The 26,733-nt window shown below is 74.9% G+C and carries 18 protein-coding genes; 8 read left to right on the forward strand and 10 right to left on the reverse strand.

What is annotated here, in order from left to right:
* The first annotated feature begins 35 nt into the window (after positions 1-35).
* The 3 genes from ald to ACQPYD_RS25530 all read left to right on the forward strand — a co-directional run bounded on the left by ald (position 36) and on the right by ACQPYD_RS25530 (position 3,489).
* Positions 36-1,157 carry an alanine dehydrogenase gene (gene ald / locus ACQPYD_RS25520; protein WP_433698029.1) on the forward strand — a complete coding sequence of 374 codons (1,122 nt, stop codon included), beginning with the start codon at positions 36-38 and terminating at the stop codon, positions 1,155-1,157.
* Positions 1,158-1,719: 562 nt separating this feature from the next.
* The gene (locus ACQPYD_RS25525) at positions 1,720-2,874 is read left to right on the forward strand and encodes an enolase C-terminal domain-like protein (protein ID WP_433698030.1); all 1,155 of its coding nucleotides are present in this window, start codon (positions 1,720-1,722) and stop codon (positions 2,872-2,874) included.
* A 159-nt stretch (positions 2,875-3,033) separates the two neighbouring features.
* Positions 3,034-3,489 (forward strand): MaoC family dehydratase, encoded by a 456-nt coding sequence (locus ACQPYD_RS25530; RefSeq protein WP_433698031.1) that lies wholly within the window; start codon positions 3,034-3,036, stop codon positions 3,487-3,489.
* 94 nt (positions 3,490-3,583) lie between these two features.
* On the opposite strand, the gene ACQPYD_RS25535 is transcribed toward ACQPYD_RS25530, so the two are convergent.
* The 6 genes from ACQPYD_RS25535 to ACQPYD_RS25560 form a co-directional block, all read right to left on the reverse strand.
* Positions 3,584-5,269, reverse strand: coding sequence for a glycosyltransferase (locus ACQPYD_RS25535; RefSeq protein WP_433698032.1), 1,686 nt, complete (start codon positions 5,267-5,269; stop codon positions 3,584-3,586).
* On the reverse strand, positions 5,266-7,296 hold the full coding sequence (locus tag ACQPYD_RS25540; protein ID WP_433698033.1) for a glycosyltransferase: 2,031 nt from the start codon (positions 7,294-7,296) through the stop codon (positions 5,266-5,268). Before ACQPYD_RS25540 ends, ACQPYD_RS25535 begins: the two co-directional genes overlap by 4 nt.
* A gap of 153 nt (positions 7,297-7,449) precedes the next feature.
* Complete coding sequence (locus ACQPYD_RS25545) at positions 7,450-9,105, reverse strand: glycosyltransferase (protein WP_433698034.1); 1,656 nt, start codon at positions 9,103-9,105, stop codon at positions 7,450-7,452.
* Positions 9,102-11,114, reverse strand: a complete 2,013-nt coding sequence (locus ACQPYD_RS25550) for a glycosyl transferase family 2 (protein ID WP_433698035.1) — start codon at positions 11,112-11,114, stop codon at positions 9,102-9,104. The genes ACQPYD_RS25545 and ACQPYD_RS25550 overlap by 4 nt, the downstream gene beginning before the upstream one ends.
* 47 nt (positions 11,115-11,161) lie before the next feature.
* Positions 11,162-12,202 carry a class I SAM-dependent methyltransferase gene (locus tag ACQPYD_RS25555; RefSeq protein ID WP_433698036.1) on the reverse strand — a complete coding sequence of 347 codons (1,041 nt, stop codon included), beginning with the start codon at positions 12,200-12,202 and terminating at the stop codon, positions 11,162-11,164.
* Positions 12,203-12,492: 290 nt separating this feature from the next.
* The gene (locus tag ACQPYD_RS25560; RefSeq protein ID WP_433698037.1) at positions 12,493-14,550 is read right to left on the reverse strand and encodes an acyltransferase family protein; all 2,058 of its coding nucleotides are present in this window, start codon (positions 14,548-14,550) and stop codon (positions 12,493-12,495) included.
* Positions 14,551-15,029: 479 nt separating this feature from the next.
* Here ACQPYD_RS25560 and ACQPYD_RS25565 point away from each other — a divergent pair, with 479 nt between their 5' ends.
* Positions 15,030-15,644 (forward strand): superoxide dismutase, encoded by a 615-nt coding sequence (locus ACQPYD_RS25565; RefSeq protein WP_267946068.1) that lies wholly within the window; start codon positions 15,030-15,032, stop codon positions 15,642-15,644.
* 170 nt (positions 15,645-15,814) lie between these two features.
* Here ACQPYD_RS25565 and ACQPYD_RS25570 read toward each other — a convergent pair whose 3' ends face one another.
* Positions 15,815-17,290, reverse strand: coding sequence for a PLP-dependent aminotransferase family protein (locus ACQPYD_RS25570; protein WP_433698038.1), 1,476 nt, complete (start codon positions 17,288-17,290; stop codon positions 15,815-15,817).
* Between the two features lie 80 nt (positions 17,291-17,370).
* On the opposite strand from ACQPYD_RS25570, the gene ACQPYD_RS25575 reads away from it, so the two are divergent.
* Complete coding sequence (locus tag ACQPYD_RS25575) at positions 17,371-17,889, forward strand: DUF3291 domain-containing protein (protein ID WP_433698039.1); 519 nt, start codon at positions 17,371-17,373, stop codon at positions 17,887-17,889.
* Positions 17,890-17,942: 53 nt separating this feature from the next.
* Here the strand turns inward: ACQPYD_RS25575 and bioD are convergent, their stop codons facing one another.
* Positions 17,943-18,644, reverse strand: a complete 702-nt coding sequence (gene bioD, locus ACQPYD_RS25580) for a dethiobiotin synthase (protein ID WP_433702132.1) — start codon at positions 18,642-18,644, stop codon at positions 17,943-17,945.
* Positions 18,645-18,794: 150 nt separating this feature from the next.
* On the reverse strand, positions 18,795-20,150 hold the full coding sequence (locus ACQPYD_RS25585; RefSeq protein WP_433698040.1) for an adenosylmethionine--8-amino-7-oxononanoate transaminase: 1,356 nt from the start codon (positions 20,148-20,150) through the stop codon (positions 18,795-18,797).
* A gap of 360 nt (positions 20,151-20,510) precedes the next feature.
* Between ACQPYD_RS25585 and ACQPYD_RS25590 the strand changes: the two genes are divergently transcribed.
* Together ACQPYD_RS25590 and ACQPYD_RS25595 are read left to right on the forward strand one after the other, a co-directional pair.
* Positions 20,511-21,821, forward strand: a complete 1,311-nt coding sequence (locus ACQPYD_RS25590; protein WP_433698041.1) for an aminotransferase class I/II-fold pyridoxal phosphate-dependent enzyme — start codon at positions 20,511-20,513, stop codon at positions 21,819-21,821.
* Positions 21,822-21,840: 19 nt separating this feature from the next.
* Positions 21,841-23,187: an SGNH/GDSL hydrolase family protein gene (locus ACQPYD_RS25595; protein ID WP_433698042.1), complete on the forward strand. Its 1,347-nt coding sequence runs from the start codon at positions 21,841-21,843 to the stop codon at positions 23,185-23,187.
* Between the two features lie 174 nt (positions 23,188-23,361).
* On the opposite strand, the gene rocD is transcribed toward ACQPYD_RS25595, so the two are convergent.
* Entirely contained in the window at positions 23,362-24,636 is a 1,275-nt protein-coding gene (rocD, locus tag ACQPYD_RS25600; RefSeq protein WP_433698043.1) for an ornithine--oxo-acid transaminase, read from the reverse strand.
* A gap of 359 nt (positions 24,637-24,995) precedes the next feature.
* Here rocD and ACQPYD_RS25605 point away from each other — a divergent pair, with 359 nt between their 5' ends.
* Complete coding sequence (locus ACQPYD_RS25605) at positions 24,996-26,684, forward strand: acyl-CoA synthetase (protein WP_433698044.1); 1,689 nt, start codon at positions 24,996-24,998, stop codon at positions 26,682-26,684.
* Positions 26,685-26,733 lie beyond the last annotated feature (49 nt).

Raw genomic sequence — 26,733 nt, forward strand, 5'->3', positions numbered from 1 at the left:
GTGGGGCTATCAACGGAGATACCAGTGGAGGAACCGTGCGCATCGGCGTGCCCCGTGAGATCAAGAACCACGAGTACCGGGTGGCCATCACTCCCGCGGGAGTCCACGAGCTGGCCGGCCGGGGCCACGAGGTGGTCGTCGAACGCGGCGCCGGCCTGGGCTCCTCCATCTCCGACGAGGAGTACTCCGCGGCGGGGGCCCGCATCCTGGACACCGCCGACGAGGTGTGGGCGGCGGGCGACCTCGTCCTGAAGGTCAAGGAGCCGGTCCGGGAGGAGTACCACCGGATGCGCGAGGGGCAGGTCCTCTTCACCTACCTCCACCTGGCCGCGTCCCGGGAGTGCACCGAGGCCCTTCTGGAGCGGGGGGTGACGGGCATCGCGTACGAGACCGTGCAGCTGCCGGACGGGGCCCTGCCGCTGCTGGCCCCGATGTCCGAGGTGGCGGGGCGGCTGGCGCCCCAGATGGGGGCGGTGACGCTCCAGCGGCCCAACGGCGGCCGCGGGGTCCTGATGGGCGGGGTCCCGGGCGTGCGACCGGCGCGGGTGACCGTGATCGGCGGGGGCGTCTCCGGCCTCAACGCGGCGCAGATCGCGGTGGGCATGGGCGCCGACGTCACCGTGCTGGACCTGAACGTGAACCGGCTGCGCCACGTGGACGCGCTGTACCGGGGCCGGATCAGGACCGTGGTCTCGAACGCGTTCGAGCTGGAGCACTCCGTCCTGGAGTCCGACATGGTGATCGGCGCGGTGCTGGTGCCGGGCGCCCGGGCGCCCAAGCTGGTGTCCAACGAACTGGTGTCGCGGATGCGGCCCGGGGCGGTGCTGGTGGACATCGCGATCGACCAGGGCGGCTGCTTCGAGGACTCCCGGCCGACCACGCACGACGACCCGACGTTCCGGGTGCACGACACGGTGTTCTACTGCGTGGCGAACATGCCGGGCGCGGTGCCCAACACCTCCACCCACGCGCTGACCAAGGACACCCTGCGGTACGCGGCGGCGCTGGCGGACAAGGGCTGGCGCCGGGCCCTGCGCGAGGACGACGCGCTCGCCGGGGGGCTCAACACCTTCGGCGGCGAGGTGGTGTACGCGCCGGTCGCGGAGGCGCACGGCCTCAAGCACCGGAGGCTGGACGAGGTCCTCGCCGCCGGCTGAGCGCTCTCGCCCCTCCCCGCGCCCTTCCGGGCCGTCCCCGTCCGAGCCCGTCCGGCCGGGGGCGGCCCGGACCCGTGCGCGGGGGCGGACGCGGGGGTGGACCGGACCCGTGCGCGGGGGCGGACGCGGGGGCGGACCGGGCCCGTGCGCTGGGGCGGACCCGTACACGGGGGCAGGCCACGGGGGCGGATCCGTACGCGGGGGAAGCGGGAGCGAGCGCGGAGGCGGGACCGCGGGCGAGCGCGGGACCGGCAGGCGCCCGTCCCCGGGCGCCGCCGCGGGGGGGCACACCGGTGTCGGCGGCCCCCGGGGACCCCCTGTATCCAAGGAAACCCGGAAATCCGCCGCGGCGCCAGGCCGTCCGTCCGCCTGTGGACGGAGCGGACGCGCACCGCGTTCCGGGGACCGGGGCGGGCCTCCGGCCGGGCCCGCCCGATGGGAAGGACCACGCGGTTCGGGGTGGTCGGGCAGGTCGGGCGCGGGTACGGTCGGGAGGAAGGCCCGCGTCCGCCCGCCTGGGACGGACGACCTGCGGGAGGACGAACACCGAGGTGGGGACAGCGTGGCACACACCGGCTCGGCGACCGCGACACGGATCGTCGAACTCGAGCTGATCCGACTGCGGCCCGCGCCCGGCGGGCGGGGCGCCGACACCGACGGTCCCGTCCTCGTCAGAGTGGCCGACGGCGAGGGGGTCGGCGGCTGGGGCGAGCTCCCCGCCGCCACCGGGGCCCAGTGGGAGGCCCTGACCGCCGAGTTCGCCCCGGCCCTGCTCCGGCACACGTGGAGGCGCCCCACCGAGGCGGGCGACGCCTGGGCCGACCTCCCACGGGACCCCGCTGTGGCGAACGCCCTGGACACCGCCTGCTGGGACCTGTGGAGCCGGCAGCGCGGGACGCCGCTGTCGCACGCCCTCGGCGGTGAGCGCACCGCGCTCACCGCGGGGGTGACCCTGGCCCGCCAGGTCACCCTGGAGTCGGTGGTCACGGAGGTGAACCGGCAGGTCGGTTCGGGTTTCCGGCGCATCAGGCTGGAGGTGGAGCCGGGGTGGGACGCCGACGTGGTCCGGGCCGTGCAGACCAGTTTCCCGTTCCTGGTCCTCCAGGTGGACTGCGGCGGCCGCTACACGGAGTCGCCCGCCGACCTGGACTCGCTGCGCGCCATGGACGGGCTGGGCCTCCTGGCCGTCGAGGACCCCTTCGCGCCGGGCGACCTGGCCGCCCACGCGCGCCTGGCCTCGGAGCTGCGCACCCCTGTCGCCCTGGGCCGGTCGCTGTCGTCGGTGGAGGACCTGGACGACGCGATCCGCGCCGAGGCGGGCGGAGCCGTCAACGTGGACCCGACCCGGCTGGGCGGGCTGACCTCCGCCCGGCGCGCGGTGGACCGCGCCGTGGACGCGGGCTGGCAGGTGTGGTGCGGCTCGTCGGCGACGACCGGGATCGGCCGTGCGGCCGTGGTCGCGCTGGCGTCCCTGACCGGGGCGGCCCTCCCGGTGGAGATGCCCGGCGCCGGGAACCGCAGCCGCGACCTGGTGGTACCGCCGGTGCGCGCCCATGACGGTGTGGTGCCGATCCCCTTGGCGGAGAGCGGACTGGGACACGGGGTGGACCGGGCCGCGGTGGCCGACCGGACCGCGCGGTCTCTGGTGGTGGACGCGGACGGGCCTCGCGAGGTCCGCGCCGAGCGCGGGCGCGAGGCCCGCGGCCGACGCCGCTGACCCCGCGCCCGGCGGGCGTGCCCGCGGTTCCCGCAGCGCCGCTGCGCACGCGGCGGGGCGCTGCGGCGGAGGGCGCCCACCTATAACCGAACACCGTTAGGTAGAGTTGCGGCACCGTCCGGCCCCGACCCCCGGACCCGACGTGACAGTGGAGGCGCGGTGCGCGTATTCGCCGACATCAACGAGGTGCTCTCAGCCGAGGGCGAGCACCTGGGCCACACCGACTGGGTGACCATCGGCCAGGACCGGATCTCCCTCTTCGCCGACGCGACCGAGGACCACCAGTGGATCCACGTCGACCGGGAGAGGGCGGCCGACGGCCCCTTCGGCACCACCATCGCGCACGGGTTCCTGACCCTGTCGTTGCTGGCCCACTTCTCCCAGTCGATCATCTCGGTCACCGAGAAGCCGAGCATGTCCGTCAACTACGGGCTGAACAAGGTGCGGTTCCTCCAGCCCGTCGCGTCCGGCTCCCGCGTCCGCGACGGCGTGGAGATCGTCTCCGTCAGGGAGACGCCCAAGGGCTACCTGGTCTGCACCCGGCACACCGTGGAGATCGAGGGCTCCGAGCGCCCGGCGCTCGTCGCCGAGTCCCTCGGCCTCTGGGTGCCCTGACCGCGCGGACCCCGGGACCCCCGGGGTCCGGACCGGACGCGCCCCGGGGCACGGTGCCCGGGGCGCGTCCGGCGCGGTGCGCGGCGGCCCGCCCTCAGCGGACGATCCTGCGCAGGAGGCGGCGCCCCAGGCCGGGGGTGAACCAGCGCAGCTTGCGCTCGGCCCGCTCCGCGCGCCTGCGGAGCCTCTGCGCCTCGGCACGCGCCTGGTTCAGCTGGTGGCGGAGCGCCTCGGCGGAGTCCTCGGCCCGGTCCTCGTCCGCGGGCCCGGTCCCGTCCGCCACCACGAAGGCCTGCGCGGACGCCCACTGGACGCCGAAGAGCTCCTCGACCAGCTGGTCCAGCTCCTTCGGCCCCGCCTCGGGCTCCAGGTGGCGGGCGCGGGCGAACGCGGACGTGCGCTCCAGGCGCAGCACCCCGTCCCCCGCCCGCGTGGCTCCCGGCAGGGGCGCGCAGAACAGGCCGTCGCCCCGCCGGTCCAGCAGAGCCACCAGGTTCGCGACGGCGTTGTCGCGCGGTTCCGCCCCGGCGGGGACGTGGAGGCGGAAGGGCACCCGCGGGTCCTCCTCCGGGTCGCCCTCGGTGAAACGCACCCGGGGATCGCCCCGGAAGGTCTCCCGCACCAGCCTCAGGTCCAGCCGCTCGTCGTCCAGCGGGGACCTCCGCCCCTCGTCCAACACGCCCCACGGACCGCGCAGCCACAGCCGCACGTCCGGCGTCGTGCCCCGCAACAGGCCGGAGGCGGTGGTGTCCGCCTCCTCCAGGGTGGCCTCGGCCACGTCGAGGACGATGTCGACCCGGGGCACCTCCCACTGCCGGTCGGGGCGCTTGTTGCGCAGGTGGAAGTCCGGGACCCGGTTGGAGACGTAGGGCCCCCGGTACCGCGTGCCCCTCTCCTTCTCCTGCTGCATCTGGGAGCGGCCCAGGTGCCAGCTGCTGGTGTCCAGGTCGGGGACGAACACGGCGCCCCGCTGGGCCAGGCGGTGCCCCAGCTCGCTGTCGCTGCCCAGGATCAGGTCGGCGTCCATCCCGCCCGCCGCCTCGAACAGGGTGCGGTGCAGCGAACCCGTGGCCCCGACGAACACCTTGAAGGCCCCGTGGTGCGCCGTGCGCAGGCCGTCGGTGCGCTCGACGACCTCCTCGATCCAGTGCGTGTCGGCGGTCTCCCGGTCGAACAGGTCGGCCGCCCGCCCCGCCCGCACCTGCTCGGCCGCGTACTCCGGATCCAGTGCCTCCGGGTCGAAGTCCACGAACAGCTTGTGCCCCAGGACCACGGCGTAGTCGAGGAGGTGGTGCCACCGCATCTGCGACTCGACGTGCTCCCGGTACACCAGCATGTCCGAGTCCAGGCGCAGCACGACCGCGCCCTCGGACGCCGCGGCGCCGGTGTTGAAGGCGTGCCCCGACCCCCACCCCCCCGGAGCCGACACCAGCAGCCGCGTGTTCTCCGGACGCACCCGCGGCAGCTCCAACGGCTCCGGAGAACCGTCGTCCACCACCACCACCTCCATCAGACGCGACGGATAACTCTGCGCCGACAACGACGCCAGCACCATCGCCAACTTCTCCGGATGACCGTGCGCCGGAACCACCACCGACACCGACAGCGTCGGCTCCCACCCCCCCAGAACCGGCGGCACGAGCGGTGAGTAGTCGTTGCGGTACAGCCTGGGCTGCGCCGCGGGCGCCGGGTCGGTCGGCGCCGACCCCTGGCCCTCCGGCCCGCCGGCGCCGCGCCCGGCGGGTACCTCCTTGCTGGAGGCGCTGTCTGAGGTGGTCAACTGTGTCCCCCCGAGTGCTCGGTGTGCGGGGCGGCCCGGCCGAGCGGCTCCGCTTCCCCCTCCATGAGGGAGTTGGGCCGCCAGCCCGACCACTGCTTGGTGTGGTTGCGCAGGAAGTAGCCCAGGTCCACCTCCCACGTGTGCCCGGCTCCCGCCCTGCGCAGGAGGTATCCGAGACCGTGGGTGCGGTAGATGCGGCCGCCGGCCTGCCGTACGGCGAGCAGGAACTGGCTGTCGATCGCCCGGGGCAGCGGGCGGAAGCCCCCGACGTCCTCCAGCACCACGCGGTCGGTGAGGATCGTGCTGCCGACCACCTGGGCGTTGGGGAACTCCGACCGGTAGCTGCGCCACACGGTCAGGTCGAGCTCCTGGAGGTAGGCGAAGTTCTGGCTGATGCCCACGACGTCGGCCCCGGAGTAGGACCTGGACAGCATCAGGTCGGAGAGGTGTTCGGGGCCGTACCAGTCGTCGTCGTCCCACTTGGCGATGACCGTGCCGGAGGCCCGGTCCACCGCCTCGTTCATCACCGCGCCGAAGACCTTGTCCCCGTCCGCCTCGTGCACGGTGATGGCGTGGCCGAGGGCGGAGAACCCGCGTACGGCCTCCTCCACCGGGGGCAGCGAGGCCGAGAACCCGTGCAGGGCGAGGACCACCTCGAACCTGACGTGGCGCTGCCGGGCCACCTGGGCGAGGGCGAACCCCACCAGGTCGGGGCGCCGGGTGCACAGGACCACGGAGACCAGCGGGTCCGGGACGACGGGGATGCCCGCCTCCTCGGCCAGGGCGCGCCACCTGGTCCGCCGCCCGTGGGCGCGCAGCGCGGCGCGGCGCAGCCGGATGCTGTGCTCCTCCCGCGCCAGGCCGTCGAGCATGTCCTCCTCCTCCACGGAGGTGAGGAGGTCGGTGAGGGGCTGTCCGAGTCCGGCGGCCCACGCGGGCACGGGGCCGCTCACCAGCGGGACCCCGCCCGCGGCGAGGGAGGCGACCGCCCTCACCGCCGCCGCCGGCCCGGTGTGCCCGGACCAGTCCACCCGGACGACGCGCAGGTCGCGGATCCGGTCCAGGTCGACGTCGGTGAGGCCGCCGTCGGCGGGCACGGTCACCAGGACGTCCCCGTCGGTGCGGATGACGGCACGCGACCCGTCGACGGTCAGGTCCGCGACGGGGCCCTTGGTCCTCTTGTTGAAACCCATGGGGTTGACGAGGCGCTCGTCGATCGGGGCGACGGCGCTCACCGGGTCGGGGCCCCGGACCCTGAGCGCCGCGGCCGGGCCGTCGGTGTCGACCCTGGACTCCCACGAGTCCGCCCCGGTGGTGGAGCGGTCCAGCGCGGGGACGGCCACATCCTCCCACAGCGGCAGGGAGGAGCCCTCCTCCGTGCGCAGGACCAGGTCGGCGGCGGGTGTGACCCGGATCAGCGGAACCGGCCCCGCCGGGCCGACCGGCGTGGCCTCCGGGTCGCCCGGGCTCCACAGGTGCGCCTGCGGTCCGTGGAGCCCGGCCCGGATCCCGCTCCCGGGGCCTCTCCGGCGTCCCCGCCCGCCGTGGAAGACCGCCGCGAGCGCCGGCGCGACGTCGGTCCCGCTGGGGAAGAAGAGCTCGCACACCCATCCGCCCTTCTCCGCCCTGCGCACCCGCAGCTCGTGGAGGTCGTTCCACTCCTCGATGCCGGGCGGTGAGGGGGCCAGGCCCCCGTGGTGGCCGGGGATGTGCGCCACGGCCACGAGGAGGTGGACGGCCCGGGGCAGGTGTGCGGCGAGGGTCACGGCCCTGCGCAGGTCGGTGAGGCTGGCGGCGACGACGGCGACCAGGCCGACCGCGGGCCGGCCCCCGTCCCCGCCGGTCCCTCCGCCGGGGAGCACCGGCTCCCCCACCGGGTGGGTCCCCAGGTCGAGGAGGAGGTCGTCGGGTCGCAACCGCAGGGAGGCGAGTTCGTCGAGGACACCGCCCCCGGCTCCGATCCGGCACAGTACGGCGCGCTCGTCGCCGCGTGTGCGCAGGGCCTGGCTGATGGCGGAGGTGATCATCGGACGACCTCGGTGAGTTGGGTGCGCGGGGCGGGAGCCCGTCGGACGCGTGTCGGTCACTGCGTCCCAGACTAACCAATATGATCACTCTGGGTGCAAACATGACTGCGTGTCGTCACTGATTGGCTCCCGGCCCCGCGGGCCGCCCCGGCGTCAGCGCGCGAACCTGCGCAGCACCCTCTCCACCGTCCCCGGCTTCGACCAGCGGAGCCTGCGCTCCGCGCGCTTGGCCCGGGCCGTCTGGCGCTCGACCTCGGCACGGGCCTCCGCGAGCTTGCGGCGCAGCGCGTCGGCCCCGGCGTCGGACGCCCCGGCCTCCTCCTCCGCCTCCCGTACGACGAACGGCTCCCCCGGCATCCAGTGGGTGGTGTGGACCTCCTCGACCACCCGGTCGAGGTCGCCGCCGGTCGCTCCGGGCTCCAGGTGGCGGGCGCGGGCGAACGCGGACGTGCGCTCCAGGCGCAGCACCCCGTCCCCCGCCCGCGTGGCGCCCGGCAGGGGCGCGCAGAGCAGGCCGGCCTTCTTGTCGTTCACGGTCCGCACCAGGTCCGCCACCATCGTGGGCGTGGGGGCGGCGCCCACGGGGACGTGGAGGCGGAAGGGCACCCGCGGGTCCTCCTCCGGGTCCCCCTCGGTGAAACGCACCCGGGGATCGCCCCGGAAGGTCTCCCGCACCAGCCTCAGGTCCAACCGCTCGTCGTCCAGCGGGGACCTCCGCCCCTCGTCCAACACGCCCCACGGACCGCGCAGCCACAGCCGCACGTCCGGCGTCGTGCCGTCGAGCAGGGCCGAGACGGTGGTGTCGACGTCCTCCAGCGTGTGCGCCCCGACGTCCAGGAGGACGTCCGCGAAGGGCACCTCCCACTGCCGGTCCGGCCGCTTGCGACGCAGGTGGAAGTCCGGGACCCGGTTGGCCACGAAGGGCATGCGGTAGCGGGTGCCCGCGTCGCGGCGGGTCTGCATCTGGGAGCGGCCCAGGTGCCAGCTGCTGGTGTCCAGGTCGGGGACGAACACGGCGCCCTGCTGCGACACCCGGTAGGCGAACTCGCTGTCTCCGCCCAGGATCAGGTCGGCGTCCATCCCGCCCGCCGCCTCGAAGAGGGTGCGGTGCAGCGAACCCGTGGCCCCGATGAACACCTTGTACGAGAGGCGGTCGGCGGTGCGCAGCCGGTCGTGCTTGTTGATCAGGCGCTCGACCCAGTGCGTGTCGGCGGTCTCCCGGTCGAACAGATCGGCCGCCCGCCCCGCCCGCACCTGCTCGGCCACGTACTCCGGGCTCAGCGCCTCCGGGTCGAAGTCCACGAACAGCTTGTGGCCCATCGCGACCCCGTAGTCGAGGAGGTGGTGCCACCGCATCTGCGACTCGACGTGCTCGCGGTACACCAGCATGTCGGCGTCGAGTCTGAGGATCACCTGGCCGGACGAGGCGGCGACGCCGGTGTTGAAGGCGTGCCCCGACCCCCACCCCCCCGGAGCCGACACCAGCAGCCGCGTGTTCTCCGGACGCACCCGCGGCAGCTCCAACGGCTCCGGAGAACCGTCGTCCACCACCACCACCTCCATCAGACGCGACGGATAACTCTGCGCCGACAACGACGCCAGCACCATCGCCAACTTCTCCGGATGACCGTGCGCCGGAACCACCACCGACACCGACAGCGTCGGCTCCCACCCCCCCAGAACCGGCGGCACGAGGACGCCGTGGTCGTTGCGCAGGACCCGGGGCTGCCGCGTGAAGTCGGCCTCCCACCGCGGTGGCACGCGGGTGTCCGCGGCCGCGGGTTCGTGTCCGGTCTCTGTGGTGGTCAACGCTGTCCCCCTGTGTTCTCGGTGATGGACCGGCCGAACTCCGCGGGCTCGCCCTCCAGAAGGGAGCTGGGCCGCCATCCGGCCCACTGCCGGGCGTAGTTGTGCAGGAAGTAGGCCATGTCCTCGGACCAGGTGTGTCCGCCGCCCGTGCGGCGCAGCACGTAGCCCAGTCCGTGGGTGCGGTGGATGCGGCCGCCGCCCCGGGTGACGGCGAGGAGGAGCTGGGTGTCGATCGCCCGGGGCAGCGGTCGGAAGCCGCCCGTCTCCTCCAGCACCACCCGGTCGGTGAGGATGGTGCCCCCGGCGATGAACCTGGTCGCCGTCTCCGACTCGCGGCTGCGCCACACGGTGACGTCCACCTCCTGGAGGTAGACGAAGTCCTGGCCGGTCCCGACCAGTTCCGCGCCGGAGTAGGCGCGGGCCAGGGCCAGGTCGGCCAGGTGGTCGGGTCCGTACCAGTCGTCGTCGTCCCACTTGGCGAGCAGGTCGCCCGAGGCGCGCGCGGCGGAGTCGTTGAGCACCGAGCCGAACACCTGGTCGGCGGCGGCCTCGTGCACCACGATCCGCAGGCCGGTCGCGGCGGCCCCGGCGACGGCGGCGGCCACCCCCGGCAGGTCGGCGGGGAAGCCGTGCAGGGTCAGGACCACCTCCAGGTCCACACCGCGCTGCCGGGCGATCTGGGCGAGGGCGAAGCCGACCATCTCGGGCCTGCGGGTGCACAGGATGACCGAGATCCGGGGGGCGGGCGGGACGGGCACCCCCGCCTCGGCCGCCAGCGACCTCCAGCGTGTGCGCAGGCCGTGGGCGCGCAGTGCGGCGCGGCGCAGCCGGACGCTGTGCTCCTCCCGCCGGAGCCGGTCGGTGAGGTCGGCGTCGGCGGCTCCCTCCAGGAGGTCGCCGAGCGGTCGGCCCAGCCCGGCCGCCCACGCGGGCACGGGCCCGCTGAGCAGGGGGACCCCTCCGGCCGCCAGCGAGGCGACGGCCCGCACGGCCGCCGAGGGGCCGGTGTGCCCGGACCAGTCCACCCGGACCCCGCGCAGGTGGCGCAGGCGGGCCAGGTCGACGTCGGTGACGGTGCCGTCCGGCGCGACCTCGACCAGGACCTTGTCCCCGGCGCGGACGACCGCGCGGTCGCCGTGGGCGGTGAGGTCCCCGAGGGGGCCCTTCTCCGCCTTGGTGAAGCCGACGGGGTTGACGGACAGCTCGTCCACGGGGGCGATCGCGGACACGGGGTCCGGACCGGCCGCCGAGCGCGCCGCGCGCAGGCGGGCGTGGCCGTCCTCTCCCGCCAGGCCCGCCCAGGCGTCCGCGCCGGTGGTGGCGCGGTCCAGGGCGGGCACGGCCGCGTCCTCCCAGGCGGCGCGCCCGCCTCGGGCGGCCACCCGCAGGGCGAGGTCGGCGACGGGGGTGACGCGGCGCAGCGGGACCGGCCCGGTCGCGGGGACCCCGGTGGCGGCGGTGTCGCCCGGCCTCCACAGGGCCCCCTCCGGTCCGGAGAGCGCGGCCAGGGGGGCGACCGCGGGGCCGCGGCGGCGTCCCCGGGTCCCGTGCAGGACCGCGTCGAGGACCTCGGCGGTGTCCACCCCGTTGGGGAAGAACAGCTCGCACAGCCAGCCCTGCCGGTCGGCCCTGCGCACCCGGACCTCCTCCAGGTCCCGCCACTGCCCCATGCCCGGGGAGGCGGGCAGCGGCGGGTCCTGGTGTCCGGGGACCGCGACGAGCGCCACGAGGACGTGGGCGGCCCGGGGCAGGTGCACGGCCGTGGTCAGCGCGCGGCGCAGGTCCGTGGTGGTGGCCGCGACGACCGCGACCAGGCCGGCCTCCGGCCGCTCCCCGCCCGGAAGGTCCACCGGCGCGCCCAGGGGGTGGGCGTCCAGGTCGAGGACGAGGTCGGAGGGGCGCGTGGGCAGGCCGGCCAGCCCGGCCCGGGCGCCGGCGCCCGTGTGGCACAGCACGGCGGTTTCGTCCCCGCGGGCACGCAGGGCCTCGCGGAGGGCGGTGGTGATCATCTGGCGACCTCGGTTCGGGGGACGTGGGTCTGGTGCCGGGGCGGGGCTCAGGCGCGGGTGAACACGTGGGCGCCCTTCTCCGCCGCCTCCTCGGTGCGGCGCAGGCCGGGGTTCTCCGCGAGCCAGCGGTCGCCCAGCGCCCGCTCGTCGGGGCGGGAGGCGTCGTCCAGGACGATCACGGCGTCCTCGGCGCAGCGCGGCAGCAGGACGGGAACGGCCGGGTAGCGGGCCTGGGAGCCCGTGGCCTCCGGCGGTCCGTCGACGAACAGCAGGCCGATGTCCTCCAGGTCGGCGAGGACGGAGGTGTCGTACCACAGGCGGGCGCCGCCGTCCGGGCCCTCTCCGGCCTCCCCGTCACCGGGACCGAACCCGGTGAGCGGGGCGGTGCGGATCTCCACCACGTCCTCCAGGCCGTGCGAGGCCACGAGGGCGCGGCTGAGCTCCGCGTAGCGGGCGTCGTGCTCGATGGCCACGAGGCGGCCCGCGCCCGCGCGCCGCAGCGCGTACCCGATCCACACGCTGGACGATCCGCTGCCGCACTCGACCACGAGTCCGGGACGGCGCCGGTCGATGTCGCGGACGAGGAGCCGCATGACGTCGGGCGAGGCCGCCCAGCCGCGCAGGGGCGGCATGAACGTCGGGGTGTCGAGGTGTTCGCGCAGCTCGGTCCAGGCGACCTGCTGCTCGTAGTCGTTGCGCCCCTGCACGGTGACCGCGTGGGTGACCTCGCGCGCCAGCTTGGGGAGGGAGTGGTCTCGCAGGTGCGTGAGCCGCTCCTTGACCCCGTCCATCGAGTGCGCGGCCTCCAGCCGGTCGCGGCCCAGCGCCTCCGCGACCCTGCGGCTGTGGGTGTCCATCGCCGTGGACACGGAACCGGACAGGCCCTTGACGGTGCGGCGCAGCAGGAGGAGGAGCAGGGCCGTGAGCGCGACCGCGCCGCCGAGCGCGCCGAGGAGCACGAGGACGGCCGCGTCCACCCACCGGATCAGGCCGAGGAACCCCAGGACCACGGGGACGGCGAGGACGGCGGCACCGCCGACCGCGCCGACGGCCAGGATCGGACGGAGACGTCTGCGAAGCGACCGCATGGGCGGGTACCTCCACGGGAGTTGGCGGCCCGGCACCGCAAGGGTGAACCGAGGGGGACACAGAGGGGGACGATCGGCTTTCTCCGCACGGAACGGCCGGTTCCGAACGCTGTTCCGGGAGGAGGAGCGACAAACGGATCAAGCGTTTTCGAGACTAGCCCTTCACGTCGACGGCGAGATGCGCGTGAGTCGAATCGAAACCCGCAGGACGCTCAATTCTCCTTCTGTTCACCCTTCCATCACCATTTACTCATTTCTGCGTATCTGCACCCTTCTCACCGGAAGGGCGGTCACCATCCCGTGGCGCCGCGCAGGGCCTCGTCCATCACCGGGGCGAGGGTCGCGGAGTAGGTGGCGGTCATGTGGGAGTGGTCCCAGAACACCAGGACGTTCCCGATGACGGCCTCACACCGCCCTTCCGGGCACACGTACTCGGTGAGGTCCACGGTCGTGACGTTGCCGGGCAGGTCCGCGGCCGCGGCCGGGTCGGCGGCGGCCTGGCTGTAGCCGGCCGGGGACACGCACTCCTCCAGGGGGCGGCTCTCCACGCACTCGGCCCCCGCGGTGTCGCGGCGGGGCAGGTCGCGCATGCCGATGACGTCGATGCCCAGCGCGTCCAGCTGCCGCCAGCGCTCCACGAAACCCTCGTGGACCCGCTCCCCGGCCGGGCTGGCCCGGGTGGAGGAGGTGAACACGGCGTCGGGCCGCTCCCGTTCCAGGATCTCCATGGCCTCGGCGTTCCACGCCTCGCACTCGGGAAAGGGCTCCCCGCCCCGGGTGTGGGGGCCCGTGCCGAACTGGCAGCCGCTCTTGGTGAAGGACAGCAGCCTCCACCCGTTGTCCTCGGCCGCCTCCAGGACCGACGGGTACCAGTGCGCGACCCGGGACGCGCCCACCAGGGCCAGGGTGTGCTCGGCGTCGGCCGGCCCGGCGTCGCACACCGTGACCTCGCTCTGCGTGAGCGGCACGTGGCAGCCCCGGGCGTGGTGGGGGGACAGGTCCTGGCTCGCGTCCGCGGGGTCGGGGCGCACCGGCATCTCCTGGAGCAGCAGGGACGGGTCGACCGCCAGCCGCGCCCCGGGGTAGTAGGCGGGCGTGCGCACCTCCTCCGCGCGGGCCTGCTGCTCCTCCTCGATCCGGCCCGACCACAGTGCCGTCGCGGCCAGCACGGGGGCGAGCAGGGCCGCGGCCACCCCCAGCGACCAGGCCGGGGAGCGCCGCCCGGGCGCCCTGGTCAGGCGTTCGACCCCGCCCTCGACGGCCTTGGAGGTGACCAGGGCCAGGAGCAGGGACAGCGCGAGCACGAACACCCCTCCGAGGGGGGACGCCAGGGAGCGGTCGGTCACGGCCAGGTAGCAGACCAGGACCGGCCAGTGCCAGAGGTAGAAGGGGTAGGAGAGCGCGCCCAGGGCCATGAGCGGCTTCCAGGTGAGCAGCCGGTCGGCGCCGAACCGGGTCCCGGAACCGGCCAGGACCACCATGACCGCGGCGCCGGTCGGCCACAGGGCGACGTAGCCGGGGAAGAGCGTGGAGACCTGGAGGAGGATCCCGCAGGAGACCAGCGCGAGCAGGCCCGCCCACCCCAGGACGACCCGCAGGCGCAGGGGCAGGTCGATCCGGTGGACGACGAGGGCGAGCAGCCCGCCCAGCGCGGGCTCCCACAGGCGGGCGCCGGTGTCGAAGTACGCCCAGGCCTGGTTGGTCCCGGTGATCCACACGGAGTAGGCCAGGGACGCGGCGAACACCAGGCCCACGACCGCGGGGAAGGCCAGGTCCGACCGTACGCGGAGCCGGGCCGCGACCAGGGCGGTCAGTCCCAGCAGGAGCGGCCAGAGCAGGTAGAACTGGCCCTGGATCGACAGCGACCAGAAGTGCTGGACCGGGCTGGCCGCGGCCTCCCGGGCGAGGTAGTCCACCGCGGCCCGCGCCAGGGCCCAGTTCTCGTGGTAGAGCGCGGCTGCTCTGACCTGCGCGATCACGTCGGCCCACCGCGAGCTCGGCAGCCACAGGCAGGTGGCGGCGAGGGTCGCGGCGAGCACGACGGCCGCCGCCGGGGTGAGTCTGCGGGCCAGTTTGGTCCAGAAGGCGGCGAGCCCGATGCGGCCGTCGCGTTCCAGCGCCCTGACCAGCGACCCCGTGACGAGGAAGCCCGTGAGGAGCAGGAACACGTCCACACCGCCGGAGACCCGGCCGAACCAGACGTGGTAGAAGGCCACGAGGAGTACCGCGACGGCGCGCAGTCCCTCGATCTCGGGGCGGAATCCTCCGCCCTTCCGCGTGCCCGACGGCTCGCGGGAGAGTGTGTTCGTGGTGGCGGGCGCGGAGGCCCCAGCCGCTGAGACGGACATGAGTGGTGAACGGCCTCGAAGAATAGGAAGGTTTTCACCGAACGGGGCGCGGAGCGGGTTCGGTCCCTCGAATTCGGCGCTGAATCATCGCCGATTTCGACACCCCTCCGGTGAATGGCCGGAGAACGCGCGGCCAACGGTCCACCGACACTCGTGGCGGCTCCCGGCCGTATGCCCGGAACTCTAGGAGAAATCCCCTCTCCGTCGGCCGCGTCGGACCAGGCGGGCGTTTCCACCATGAAGGCGATGATTGCGGGCGAGCCGCGCGGGGAAGGGCGGTGGGGGGTCCGCCGCGGGCAGCGCCGGCGGGCCGCGGCGCGGCGGCGTCGCGCCGGGGGCGCGGAGCACGGTTTATTCCCCGACCGGGGTGTAAAGAGCCTGACACCCGGTGTCCCGCCGTCCGGCTGATAGCTTGCTGCCTAGGCGATCCCATCGCTGCTGAACACGACGAGCCCCGTTCCTGGAAAGGTGCGTCAGAGATGTCTGCGCCATACACGCTTCCCGAACTGCCCTACGACTACGCGGCCCTGGAGCCGTGGATCTCCGGCCAGATCATGGAGCTGCACCACGACAAGCACCACGCTGCCTACGTCACCGGTGCCAACACCGCTCTGGAGAAGCTGGCGGAGGTTCGCGAGTCCGGTGACTACGCCACCGTGAACCTGCACGAGAAGAACCTGGCGTTCCACCTGGGCGGCCACGTCAACCACAGCATCTTCTGGAAGAACCTGTCCGCCGACGGCGGCGACAAGCCCGAGGGCGAGCTGGGCGCGGCCATCGCCGATCAGTTCGGTTCGTTCGACGCCTTCCGCGCGCACTTCGGCGCCGCGGCCTCCGGCCTCCAGGGCTCGGGCTGGGCGATCCTGGCCTGGGACACCCTGGGCCAGCGGCTGATCGTCGAGCAGCTGTACGACCAGCAGGCGAACAGCCCGGTCACCACCCAGCCGCTGCTGATGCTGGACATGTGGGAGCACGCCTTCTACCTCCAGTACAAGAACGTGAAGGCGGAGTACGTCAAGGCGTTCTGGAACGTGGTCAACTGGGCCGACGTCCAGGAGCGCTTCGACGCCGCCCGCAAGGTCCGGCTGGGCTAGACCGTCCTCCGCGGACCGTTCCGGGCCGGTGATCGGCGCGAGCGCCGGGTCCCGCCGAAGGCATCCGCGGAAGACGCCCCGGACCGCCCTCCGCGGCGCGGTCCGGGCAGTGCGAGGGGCGGCACCGCACCGGCGGTGCCGCCCCCGCGTGCGTCCGGGCCGCGCCGCGGTCAGACCACGAGCCGCACGGGGTCCTTCGCCACCGGGCCGTGCCGGCGGAACTCCCGCCAGGCCCGGGAGAGCCGCCAGACCAGCTCCTCCCGGGTCGCGGCGTCGAAGGCCACGGGCAGCCGGAAGTACTCCGCGTGCCGGCCGTCGGGGGAGGCCGACATGGTGGGGCCCGGCACCAGCTCCACGTCGTGGCAGAGCGCGACCTGGGCGTAGGCGCGGGAGTCCGCTCCGGGCATGCGCACCCACAGGGCGGCGCCCCCGTCCGGACGCCTCCACTCCCAGTCGGGCAGGGCCTCGCGGAGCAGCCCCTCCATGTGGTCGAGGGCCCCGCGCATCATCTCCGAGCGCTCGTGGGCGAGACCGGCGTAGTCCTCCAGCAGGCGCACGGTCACCGCCTGGTCCAGGAGGGGGCCGGCGAGGTCGGCGAGGACCTTGCGGCGGCTGAGCCGCAGCGCCATCTCGGCCGGGGCGCGCAGCCACCCCACCCGGAGCCCCGCCCAGGAGACCTTGGACAGGGAGTCGACGCTGATGATCTCGGCCCCCCGCGGAGCGTACGCGGCCAGGGGGGCGGGCTCGTCGGGGGAGCGCAGTCCGGTGTAGGCGGCGTCCTCCAGGATCGGCACACCGTGGCGGGCGGACAGCTCGCCCAGCTCCCGGCGGCGCGCCGCGGACATCATCGTGCCCGTGGGGTTGTGGTACGAGGGCATGACGTAGACCAGGTGGGGCGCGTGCTCGGCCACGGCCCGGCGCACGCCCACCCCGTCGATGCCCTGGTCGTCCAGGGGCACCGGCAGGAACTCGGCGCCCCGGTCCGCCATCAGGTCCAGACAGCCCGCGAAGCCGGGGTCCTCCACCACCACGGGCGACCCCTCGCGGAGGTAGAGCTGCGAGACCAGGTTGACCGCCTGGTGGGCACCGGTGGTGACCACGATCTGGTCCGGGGTCGTCGGCAGGTCCAGCCGGCAGTAGTGGTCGGCGATGGCCCGGCGCAGCGCGGGCAGCCCGCGCGGGTGGTACGTGCTCTCGGCCATGAGCGACGGCAGGTCCTCGGCGACGACCCGGCGGATGGCCTCCTCCACCCCGCCCAGGGCGGGGGTGTGGAGGCAGGCGGCCGAGATGAGCCCCTCGTCGTTCTGGAAGAGGTTGCGGTACATGGCGTTGACGCTGCCGGTGCGGCTCCAGCCGTCCGGGCGCACGGGCGCGACCCTGCCGCTGATCCGGGTGCCGCTGCCCTGCCTGCTCTCGAGCAGGCCCTCCGAGCGCAGGGAGTCGTAGGCGGAGACCACCGTCGTGCGGCTGACCCTGAGCGAGGCGGCGAGTACCCGCTCCGAGGGAAGGCGCTCGTTCGGCACCAGGGTGCCCTGGGCCACGAGATCGCGCAGGGAGTCAGCCAGGCGCCGGTAGAGGGGGCCCTCCCCCCGGGACCAGGCGCCGAGGACGTCGGCGAGGTCGGCGGGCTTCCGCGAAGAGTCCATTTTCCGCTCCATTGGATCTGTGGGGAGGCCCCCGGGGCTTCCATAATGGCATTGGAGAACAGAGCACCACCAGAGCCAAAGTGGACCGCTTCATCGAGGTCCACTTCTCGATCGGAGTCGTCGTGAACCTCCTCGCCCAGCACCCCCGCACCGTCGCCGACCACCCGCGCACACCGCACCGAACCCCGACGGCACAGGGCTCCCGGGAGGGACGGCCGCTCCTGGCCGAGTCCCGCACGGTCCGGGGCGACCGCCGGTACCTCGCCCCGCTCGCCGCCGCACTGCGGAAGCGGGCCGCCGGGGGAGGCGGAGCCCCGGAAGAGGTCCACTTCTCCGACGAAGGGGACCGCATACACGTCATCGCGCTGTGGCGCTCACCGACGGACCTGCGGGAGTTCGTGGAGGCGTCCCACGGCGACCTCCTGGACTTCCGTGCGCTGACCGGCGCCTTCCCCCGGGTCGGACGCGTGCTGTGGTGGGCGGCGGACGGCGCCTCGGTGACCCCGGAGGAGGCCGCGGCCCGCGCGGAGCACCTGCGCGAGCACGGTCCGCGTCCGCACGCGTTCACGCTCGCCTCCCCGGTCCCCGCCCCGGCCTGACGGCCCGCGCCGTACGGATCGCCGAGAGCCAGCGGCGGGCCGGTCCGGCGCGGTCAGCGCACCCCCTCCACCGTCCAGGTCCCGCCCAGCCCGGGCGCCAGGGAGCGGCTCGCCACCTCGGCGAACCCGGCCGGGTCCAGGCCGCCGGTGCTCTCCGGCACCGCCCCCTCCAGCGGCCCCGCCCCCATCCCGGGCAGGTCGGTGAGGTTGCAGCGCATCGCCAGATCCGGCCGCTCCGGCCAGGACCCCACCACGACGCCCGCCGGATGCAGCCCCCGTGTGCGCAGCGCCTCGCCGGTCAGCGCGGTCTCGTTCAGCGTTCCCAGGTCCGGCCGGGCGACCACGAGCACGGGCGCGGACAGCAGCACGGCCGCGTCGGCGAGGGTCTGTCCCTCGGCGTTCAACCGGACCAGGAGCCCGCCGGCCCCCTCCACCAGCACCAGTTCGTGGTCACCGAGCAGCTCCCACACCGCGTCCGCCACGTGTTCGGCCCGGACCGCGGGCGCCCCGCAGCGCGCGGCGGCCGTGGCGGGCGCCAGGGGGTCGGGGTAGCGGGCCAGCTCGACGGCGGTCACCCCGGGCACGAGCCCGGCGACCACGTCCACGTCACCCCGCTCGGCCGGTCCCACCCCGGTCTGGGCGGGCTTGAGCACCGCCACCCGGCGCCCGGCGGCCCGCGCCAGAGCGGCCACGGCGGCCGTGACCACGGTCTTGCCGACCTCGGTCCCGGTTCCTGTCACCATCAGGACGGTCACCGGCACCACGCTCTCTCCCCGTCACGGCCCACGCGACTCCTCACCCGTCCTCCCGTCCCCGATCATCCTGAACCCGCACTCTTCCCCGAGAGGGGGAGCCCAAGCACGGCCCCTGGGACGCGCACCGGTGAGGGGCGCCCCGGCCCCCGCTCACGCCCCGCCGTCGGCGGCGGCCGCGGAGGCCTCCGCGGCGGCGACCATCCCCGCGGCGACCACGGCCACGTCCCCGGCGGTACAGGTGTAGGGGGGCATGGCGTACACGAGCTCGCGGAAGGGCCGGAGCCACACCCCCGCCTCCAGCGCGGCGCGCGTGGCCTCGCGCACCCGCACGGGGGCCTCCAGCTCCACCACCCCGATCGCGCCGAGCACCCGCACCTCCCGCACCCCGGGCGCCCCCTCGAGCGGGGCGAGGCCCGCGCGCAGACCGGCCCCGATCCGTGCCACGTCGCCCCTCCAGCCGCCCCCGGCGAGCAGGTCCACCGAGGCCGCGGCCGTCGCGCAGGCCAGCGGGTTGCCCATGAAGGTGGGGCCGTGGGCGAGCACCGGCTCCTCCCCCTCGGTGATACCCCGGGCCACGCGCCCCGTGCACAGGGTGGCGGCGAGGGACATGTACCCGCCCGTCAGCGCCTTGCCCAGGCACATCACGTCGGGGGCCACCCCCGCGTGGTCCGCGGCGAACAGCTCGCCCGTGCGGCCGAAGCCCGTGGCGATCTCGTCGAACACCAGCAGCAGCCCGTGCCCGTCCGCGATCCTGCGCAGCTCCCGCAGATAGCCCGGGTGGTGGAAACGCATCCCCCCGGCGCCCTGCACCACGGGTTCCACGATGATCGCGGCCAGCTCGCGGGCGTGCTCGGCGGCCACCCGCTCGAACGCCTCCACGTAGCCGGGGTCGGGAGGGGTGTCGAACCCGCCGGGCGGCGCGGGCGCGTACACCTGGGCGGGCAGGAGGTCGCCCCACAGGGCGTGCATGCCCCCGTCCGGGTCGCAGACGCTCATCGCGTGGAACGTGTCCCCGTGGTATCCGCCCCTCCAGGTGAGGAACCGCCGCCTCTCCGGGCTCCCCGAGGAGCGGTGGTACTGGAGGCACATCTTCATGGCGACCTCCACCGACACCGACCCGGAGTCGGCGAGGAAGACGTGCTCCAGGGGCTCCGGCGCGATCCCCACGAGCGCCTCGGCGAGCTCGGCGGCCGGGCCGTGCGTGAGCCCCCCGAACATGACGTGGCTGAACGCGTCCACCTGCCGGCGCACCGCCGCGTCGAGCACGGGGTGGCGGTACCCGTGGATCGCCGACCACCAGGAGGCCATCCCGTCGACCACCCGGTGGGACCTCCCGTCCGCCCACAGGGTCAGCCGGGTCCCCTCCGCCGCGGTGACCACGTACGGCGGTTCGGCCGGGGGCACCGTGGAGTAGGGGTGCCACAGGCGCGCCATGTCGGTGTCCCTGACCCGGCGGGGGCCGGACCCGGCCCGCGGGCGGACCTCTCCTGTGTCTGTGCGCGTCATGGTGCCCCATTGTTCACCCGGGCCGGGCGGGCGCCCCCGGGCCGTCCCACCAGGAATCCGCGCGGAACTTTGTGGGCTTCCGCCGGTGACGGCCGGACCCGCGGGCGGGCAGAGTCGTAGACGCCTCCCCGGCACGCAGGACCGGACCGCCCCAGCGGAATTGGCCGCCGCTGGGCCGGTCCCTCCCGGGAGGCCCTCCCGCCGTCCCGGCCGACCGGGACGGCCTCGACGTCCGCCCGGCCGCCCCGCCCCGCACGACGGCCCCGGGGCGCGCGATCCGGCCCGGGGCCGCTCGTCCGCCTCCCCCGCCCCCGCCGGAGTGTGACCCGCACCGACCACCGCACCGAGGAGCCCGCGCGCATGCCGAGCACCGCCCCCGCCGCACCGCCCCGCCGCCCGTGGACCCTGCGCGCCAGGCGCCCGCCCTCCCCGGCGGGGAGCCCGGCGCGCACGGACTCGGGGCCCTCCACCGCCGCGTCCCCCCGCCACCCCTTCGGCTGGCTGGACGACGCCGCCCGGATCCGCGCGGCCGCCGGGCTGTCCCGGCGCACCGCCCCCAGGGCCGCCGACGACGGCCTCCTGGACCTGGCGGGCAACGACTACCTGGGCCTGCTCCGCCACCCCGACGTGGTCGGCGCGGCGGCCGACGCGGCCCGTGCCTGGGGCGCGGGCGCCGGGGGCTCGCGCCTGGTCTCCGGCGACACCGACCTCCACCAGGCGCTGGAGCGCGAGCTCGCCGCCTTCTACGGCACGGAGTCCGCCCTCGTGTTCTCCTCCGGGTACGCGGCGAACCTGGCGATGGTCACCGCCCTGGCCTCCCGCGACGGCGGCGACGCGCCCCTGCTGGTGTGCGACCGGCACAACCACGCCTCCCTCATCGACGCGACGCGGCTGGCGAAGGCCTCCGGAGCGCGGGTCGCCGTCTTCGACCACGCCGACCCGGACCGCGCGGCGGAGGCTCTCGCCCCGGCGCGGGGCCGTGCGCTGGTGCTGAGCGACGCCGTGTTCTCGGTGGACGGCGACCTCGCCGACGCGGCGGCGCTCGCCCGGACGGCGCGCCGGCACGGCGCGGCGCTCCTGCTGGACGACGCGCACGGACTGGGCGTGGTGGGGCCGGGCGGCCGGGGGACGCCGACCGCCGCCGGCCTGCGGGGCGCGGACGACGTGGTGGTGTCGGTGACCCTGTCCAAGTCCCTCGGCGCGCAGGGCGGTGCGGTCCTCGGGCCGCGGCGCGTGGTCCGGCACCTGGTCGAGACCGCCCGCACCTTCGTCTTCGACACCGGTCTCGCCCCGGCCTCGGCGGGAGCGGCGCTGGCGGCCCTGCGCGTGCTGGTCGCGGAGCCCGGGCGGGCCGCCGCGGTCCGGGACCGGGCCCGGCGGCTGTCCGAGGGGCTGCGCGAGCGCGGCCTGGACGCGAGCCGTCCCGACGCCGCCGTGGTCTCGGTCGGGGCGCCCTCGCCCGAGGCCGCGGTGGCGTGGCGGGCCGCGTGCCTCGCCGAAGGGGTGCGGGTGGGGTGCTTCCGCCCGCCGTCGGTCCCCGACGGCAGGTCCAGGCTGCGGCTGACCGCCCGCGCGACACTCGGTGACGGCGACCTCGACCGTGTGCTGGCCGTCGTCGGATCGACCCGCCCCCCGGTACCCTTGCGGAGGGAATCAGGAGCCGTCCGGTAGGCGGGAGGCGGTATCGGCCGTGGCAGCACGTGGTGAAGACCCGCAGACGCCGGAACCTGTGCCCGACGACCCCTCCGCCGTCGAGGGGACCGGCTCCGCGAAGAGCCCGGCCCCCCGGGACGGCGACCCCTCCGACGGGCCCGGCGACGCTTCCCCGGGTACGGGCGGCGGGGGCCCCTCGGGTCCGCGCGCACGGCGGCGCGGGGCCCGCGCCGCGGTCGCCGTCTCCCTCGTGCTCGTCCTCGCCCTGGTCGTCACCCTCACCGTGCCCGCCACGCGCGAGGGGCTGATGGGGCTCTGGTGCGACGCCACCGGCGGCGTGTGCCCCGGGGAGGAGCTCCCCCCGATCACCGAGGACGAGGAGTCCGACTGGCGGGTCCGGATGGAACCGGAGGACGCCGCGCTCTGGGGCAACTACGTGGCCCTGGGCGACTCCTACTCCTCGGGGGACGGCGCGGGCGACTACGACCCGGCCACCGCCGAGCCGGGCGGCTGCTGGCGCTCCGAGAACGCCTACCCCAAGGTCATCGGTGAGGAGTTCGACTTCTCGGGCTCGCTGGCCTTCTACGCGTGCAGCACCCACAAGGGCGAGGACATGCTCGGCCAGATCGGCACGCCCGAGTCCCAGATCGAGCGGGTCACCGAGAACACGTCCCTGGTCACCCTCGGCATCGGCGGCAACGACCTGGGGTTCACCCCCGTCCTGCGCACCTGCATCGTGCGGATGCCGCTGCTGGAGAGCAGCGTCTGCGTCGAGCAGGAGGAGGACCTGGAGCGCCGGATGGACGCGTTCGAGGAGACCCTGGCCGAGGTGCTCGGCGAGATCCGCCACCGCGCGCCCGACGCCCGCGTGCTCGTGCTGGGGTACCCCCGGCTGTTCCCCGAGGAGCCCCCGGGCATGTACTACACGCTGACCGTGAGCGACCAGGTCTGGTTGAACTCCCTGGCCCAGCGCTTCAACGAGCGCATCCGCGACGGGGTCTACGAGGTGGACGGTGAGGTGTACGGCGGCCGCCGCACCGGCAGCGTCGAGTACGTGAACACCTTCTCCGCCCTCAACGGGTACGAGGTGAGCGCGGAGGAGTCCTGGTTGAACGGCATCGTGCTCGGCCAGCTGGGCGAGGGCCTGCGCGTGGACCGGGCCAGCTTCCACCCCACCGCCCAGGGCCAGATGTCCATCGCCGAACGCGTGCGCCTCCAGATCCTGGAGGGCCCCGAACGCACCCTGTACGTCTCCCGGGAGACGCTGGAGGACGTCGACCCGGAACAGCTGATGTCGGAGCTGGGCGGCCCCCTGGACCCGGTCCGCGGCCCGGAGCCCTCCGGGTCCCCTGCCAACGAGGCCGACGCGCCCCGGACGCACTGACCCGGGAGGTCGGGGGCACGGGAGGCGGGGGGCCGCCGAGGGCGGTGCGGGACCGGTGGCGACGGCAGTGGTGCGGCCGTCCGGTGAACGCCTGCCGCTTCCCGTTCCCGGGCCGCGGCCGCGCGCGGCGGCCGGAGGGGGCCCGTCACGGCGGAGCCCCCTCCGGCCGGTCCGCTACCGCTCGGCCCTGAGTTCCTCCAGGACCTCGCCGAACCGGTCCAGACCCCAGTTGAGGTCCTCCTCGCTGATCACGAGGGGCGGCGACATGCGCACCGTGGAACCGTGGGTGTCCTTGACCAGGACGCCGTGCTCGGCGAGGCGCCTGCACAGCTCCTTGCCGGAGGCGAGTCCGGGGTCGACGTCGATGCCCGCCCACAGGCCGATGCTGCGCGTGGACACCACCCCGTTGCCGACGAACTCCTTCAGCCGGCGCTTGAGCACCTCGCCGAGGCGGCGCGCGTTGTCCAGGTAGGGCCCCTCGGTGAGCATCCGGACGACCGTGGACCCCACCGCGCCGGCCATCGGGTTGCCGCCGAACGTGCTCCCGTGCTGGCCCGGCTGGATCACGCCGAGCACGTCCTCGTCGGCGACCATCGCCGACACGGGCAGGATGCCCCCGCCCAGCGCCTTGCCGAACAGGTAGGCGTCGGGGACCACCCCGCTGTGCTCGCAGGCGCGGACGGTGCCGGTGCGGCCGAGACCGGACTGCACCTCGTCCGCGATGAACAGCACCCGGTTGGCGTCGCAGATCTCCCGCACCCGGGGCAGGTAGTCCGCAGGAGGAACGATCACGCCCGCCTCGCCCTGGACCGGCTCGATGAGGACCGCCGCAGTGGTGTCGTCGACGGCCTCCTCGACGGCCGCGGCGTCGCCGTACGGCACCGACCGGAAGCCCGGGGTGTAGGGGCCGAAGCCCGTCCTGGCCTCCGGGTCGGACGAGAACGAGATGACCGTGGTGGTGCGGCCGTGGAAGTTGGCCCCCGCCACGACGATGGTCGCCCGGTTCTCCGGGATGCCCTTGACCTCGTAGCCCCACTTGCGGGCCACCTTGATGCCGGTCTCCACCGCCTCGGCGCCGGTGTTCATCGGCAGGACCTTCTCCTTGCCGACCATGTCGGCGAGGGCGCTCACCCAGGGTCCGAACTGGTCGTTGTAGAAGGCGCGGCTGGTGAGCGTGACCCGGTCGAGCTGCCGGTGCGCCGCCGCCAGCAGGTCGGGGTTGTGGTGGCCGAAGTTCATGGCCGAGTATCCGGCCAGGCAGTCCAGGTACTTCCTTCCCTTGACGTCCGTGACCCAGGCGCCGCGGCCCTCGGCGATCACGACGGGAAGGGGTGAGTAGTTGTGCGCGGATCGCGCCTGTGCCAGCGCGATGTGCTCGGCGCTGGAAAATCCCTGTCCGCCGGGGTTTCCGGCAGAGTCCTGCTGGCCCAGATTCTGGGTGTTGTCCATCTAGCCGCTCCGATCACCATTGACCGATGTCAGACAGTAGATACCCACCGGACGGCCCTGTAGAGCCCTCCGGCGGAGGTCTCCACGAGTTGAGCAGATGATCCGGCGGGCCCACAAGGGGTGAGGGGTATCACAGATCGCCGGCGGGGCCCGGAACCCGTGCGGGAGACCCCCTCCCCGCCCCCTGAGCGGCCCCCCCTTTCGTCCGTGGTGACCTGGTACGACACCCTGGGTGACGCGCTCCACAGCCCCGACGGCGATCGGCTCCTCCCCCGAGGGGTACCGTCGCACCAACGAGCCACCGTGCCGCCGCGAGCCCTTCCGCCGTGGACGGCCCGTCGACCGATGGGAGGTCGGGCGTGCCCACCTCAGTGCCCCCGGTGTCCGCGGACGCCCCGTTCTCCCTCGCGGCGCTCCTCGCCGCGGTCACCGACGCCGTCCCCGACCGGACGGCCCTGGTCGCCGGGCCCCGGCGCCTCACGTACCGGGCCCTGCACGACCGCTCCGTCCGCCTCGCCCGCCACCTGGTCGGCGCGGGCGTGGGCCGCGGCGAGCACGTCGCGATCCTGGCCTTCAACCGCGCCGAGTGGATGGAGTCCTTCCTCGGCGTCCTGCGCGCGGGAGCGGTCCCGGTCAACGTCAATTACCGCTACGTCGCGGGCGAGCTGCGGCACGTCCTGGCCGACTCGCACGCGGTCGCGCTGATCGCGGAGGACTCCCTGGCGTCCACGGTCGAGGCCGTGCTCCCGGACCTCCCCCGGCTCCGCCACGTGGTGCTCGTCGCCGACGGCTCCGTGCGCGTCGCCGAGGGGGTCGGCTACGAGGAGGCGCTGGCCGCCGCGCCGGAGGGCGCGGCCCTTCCTCCGACCAGCGGCGAGGACCACTACCTGCTCTACACCGGGGGCACCACCGGCTATCCCAAGGGGGTGCTGTGGCGGCAGGCCGACATCTTCCGCGCCGCCCTGGAGCGGCGCTCCCCCGGTGCGCCCCGGGCCCGGACCCTGGACGACGTGGCCGGGCGCGCCGCCCGGTGCTTCCCCCAGCGCATGCTGGTGCTCGGCCCGCTCATGCACGCCGCCGGGCAGTGGAACGCCCTGAGCATGCTGCTGTGCGGCAAGCAGGTGGTGCTGTCCACCGACCGCAGCTTCCGGCCCGACCGGGTGCTGGAGACGGCGCACCGGGAGGGCGTGCACACGGTCCAGCTGGTGGGCGACGCCATGGCCCGCCCGCTGGCCCGGCACCTGCTCACCGAACCCGGCCTGTGCCCGGACCTGACCGCCGTCCGCTCCGGCGGCACACCGCTCACCCCGCAGGTGCGCGGCCTGTGGCGCGCCTGGCGCGAGGACGTCGCCCTGGCCGACTCCTACGGGGGTTCGGAGACGGGCGTGTGCGGTTCGGCGACCGCCGCAGAGGGGAGCGGCGGGCCGGACGGCGCCGTGTCCCTGGAGGGGGCCGCCGACGCCCGCAGCTTCACGATGGGCGGCAGCATCGCGGTGCTGGACCAGGCGCTGCGCCCGCTCCCGCCGGGCTCGCCCGAGGTCGGCCGGATCGCGCGCACCGGCCGGATCCCGCTGGGCTACTACAACGACCCCATCACGACGGCCCGCACCTTCCCCACCGACGCCGACGGACGCCGCTGGGCCCTGTCCGGCGACTTCGGGACGCGGGCCGAGGACGGGTCGATCGTCCTCCTGGGGCGCGGGAGCGCCGTCATCAACACCGCTGGGGAGAAGGTGTACCCGGAGGAGGTGGAGGCCGCCCTGAAGGCGCACCCCTCGGTGGAGGACGCGATCGTGGTGCCCGCCTCGGACGAGCGGCTCGGCCAGAGGGTGACGGCCCTGGTCTCCCTCGCCGCGGGGGCCCGCCTGGAGGAGTCCGTCCTGCTGGACCACTGCCGCGTGCGCCTGGCGGGGTTCAAGGTCCCGAGGACCGTCCACTTCGTGGACCGGGTGCGGCGCACGGCCGTCGGCAAGCAGGACTACCGGTGGGCGGCGTCGGTGGCCCGGGACGAGGGCGGGGTCCCGCGTCCGAGCCCGCTGCGGTACTGACGGCCGCGGTCCGCGGAACTGCCCGGCGCGGGGGCGGGGGCGGCGGCCG

Source organism: Nocardiopsis sp. CA-288880, assembly GCF_050955985.1.
GTDB classification, from domain to species: domain Bacteria; phylum Actinomycetota; class Actinomycetes; order Streptosporangiales; family Streptosporangiaceae; genus Nocardiopsis; species Nocardiopsis tropica.

What these genes read in the sequence shown, in the direction of transcription:
- ACQPYD_RS25540 (WP_433698033.1), bottom strand. Translation starts at nt 7,296, where the DNA reads ATGATCACCTCCGCCATCAGCCAGGCCCTGCGCACACGCGGCGACGAG.
- ACQPYD_RS25550 (WP_433698035.1), bottom strand. Translation starts at nt 11,114, where the DNA reads ATGATCACCACCGCCCTCCGCGAGGCCCTGCGTGCCCGCGGGGACGAA.
- ACQPYD_RS25555 (WP_433698036.1), bottom strand. Translation starts at nt 12,202, where the DNA reads ATGCGGTCGCTTCGCAGACGTCTCCGTCCGATCCTGGCCGTCGGCGCG.
- ACQPYD_RS25560 (WP_433698037.1), bottom strand. Translation starts at nt 14,550, where the DNA reads ATGTCCGTCTCAGCGGCTGGGGCCTCCGCGCCCGCCACCACGAACACA.
- ACQPYD_RS25565 (WP_267946068.1), top strand. Translation starts at nt 15,030, where the DNA reads ATGTCTGCGCCATACACGCTTCCCGAACTGCCCTACGACTACGCGGCC.
- ACQPYD_RS25570 (WP_433698038.1), bottom strand. Translation starts at nt 17,290, where the DNA reads ATGGACTCTTCGCGGAAGCCCGCCGACCTCGCCGACGTCCTCGGCGCC.
- ACQPYD_RS25585 (WP_433698040.1), bottom strand. Translation starts at nt 20,150, where the DNA reads ATGACGCGCACAGACACAGGAGAGGTCCGCCCGCGGGCCGGGTCCGGC.
- ACQPYD_RS25590 (WP_433698041.1), top strand. Translation starts at nt 20,511, where the DNA reads ATGCCGAGCACCGCCCCCGCCGCACCGCCCCGCCGCCCGTGGACCCTG.
- rocD (WP_433698043.1), bottom strand. Translation starts at nt 24,636, where the DNA reads ATGGACAACACCCAGAATCTGGGCCAGCAGGACTCTGCCGGAAACCCC.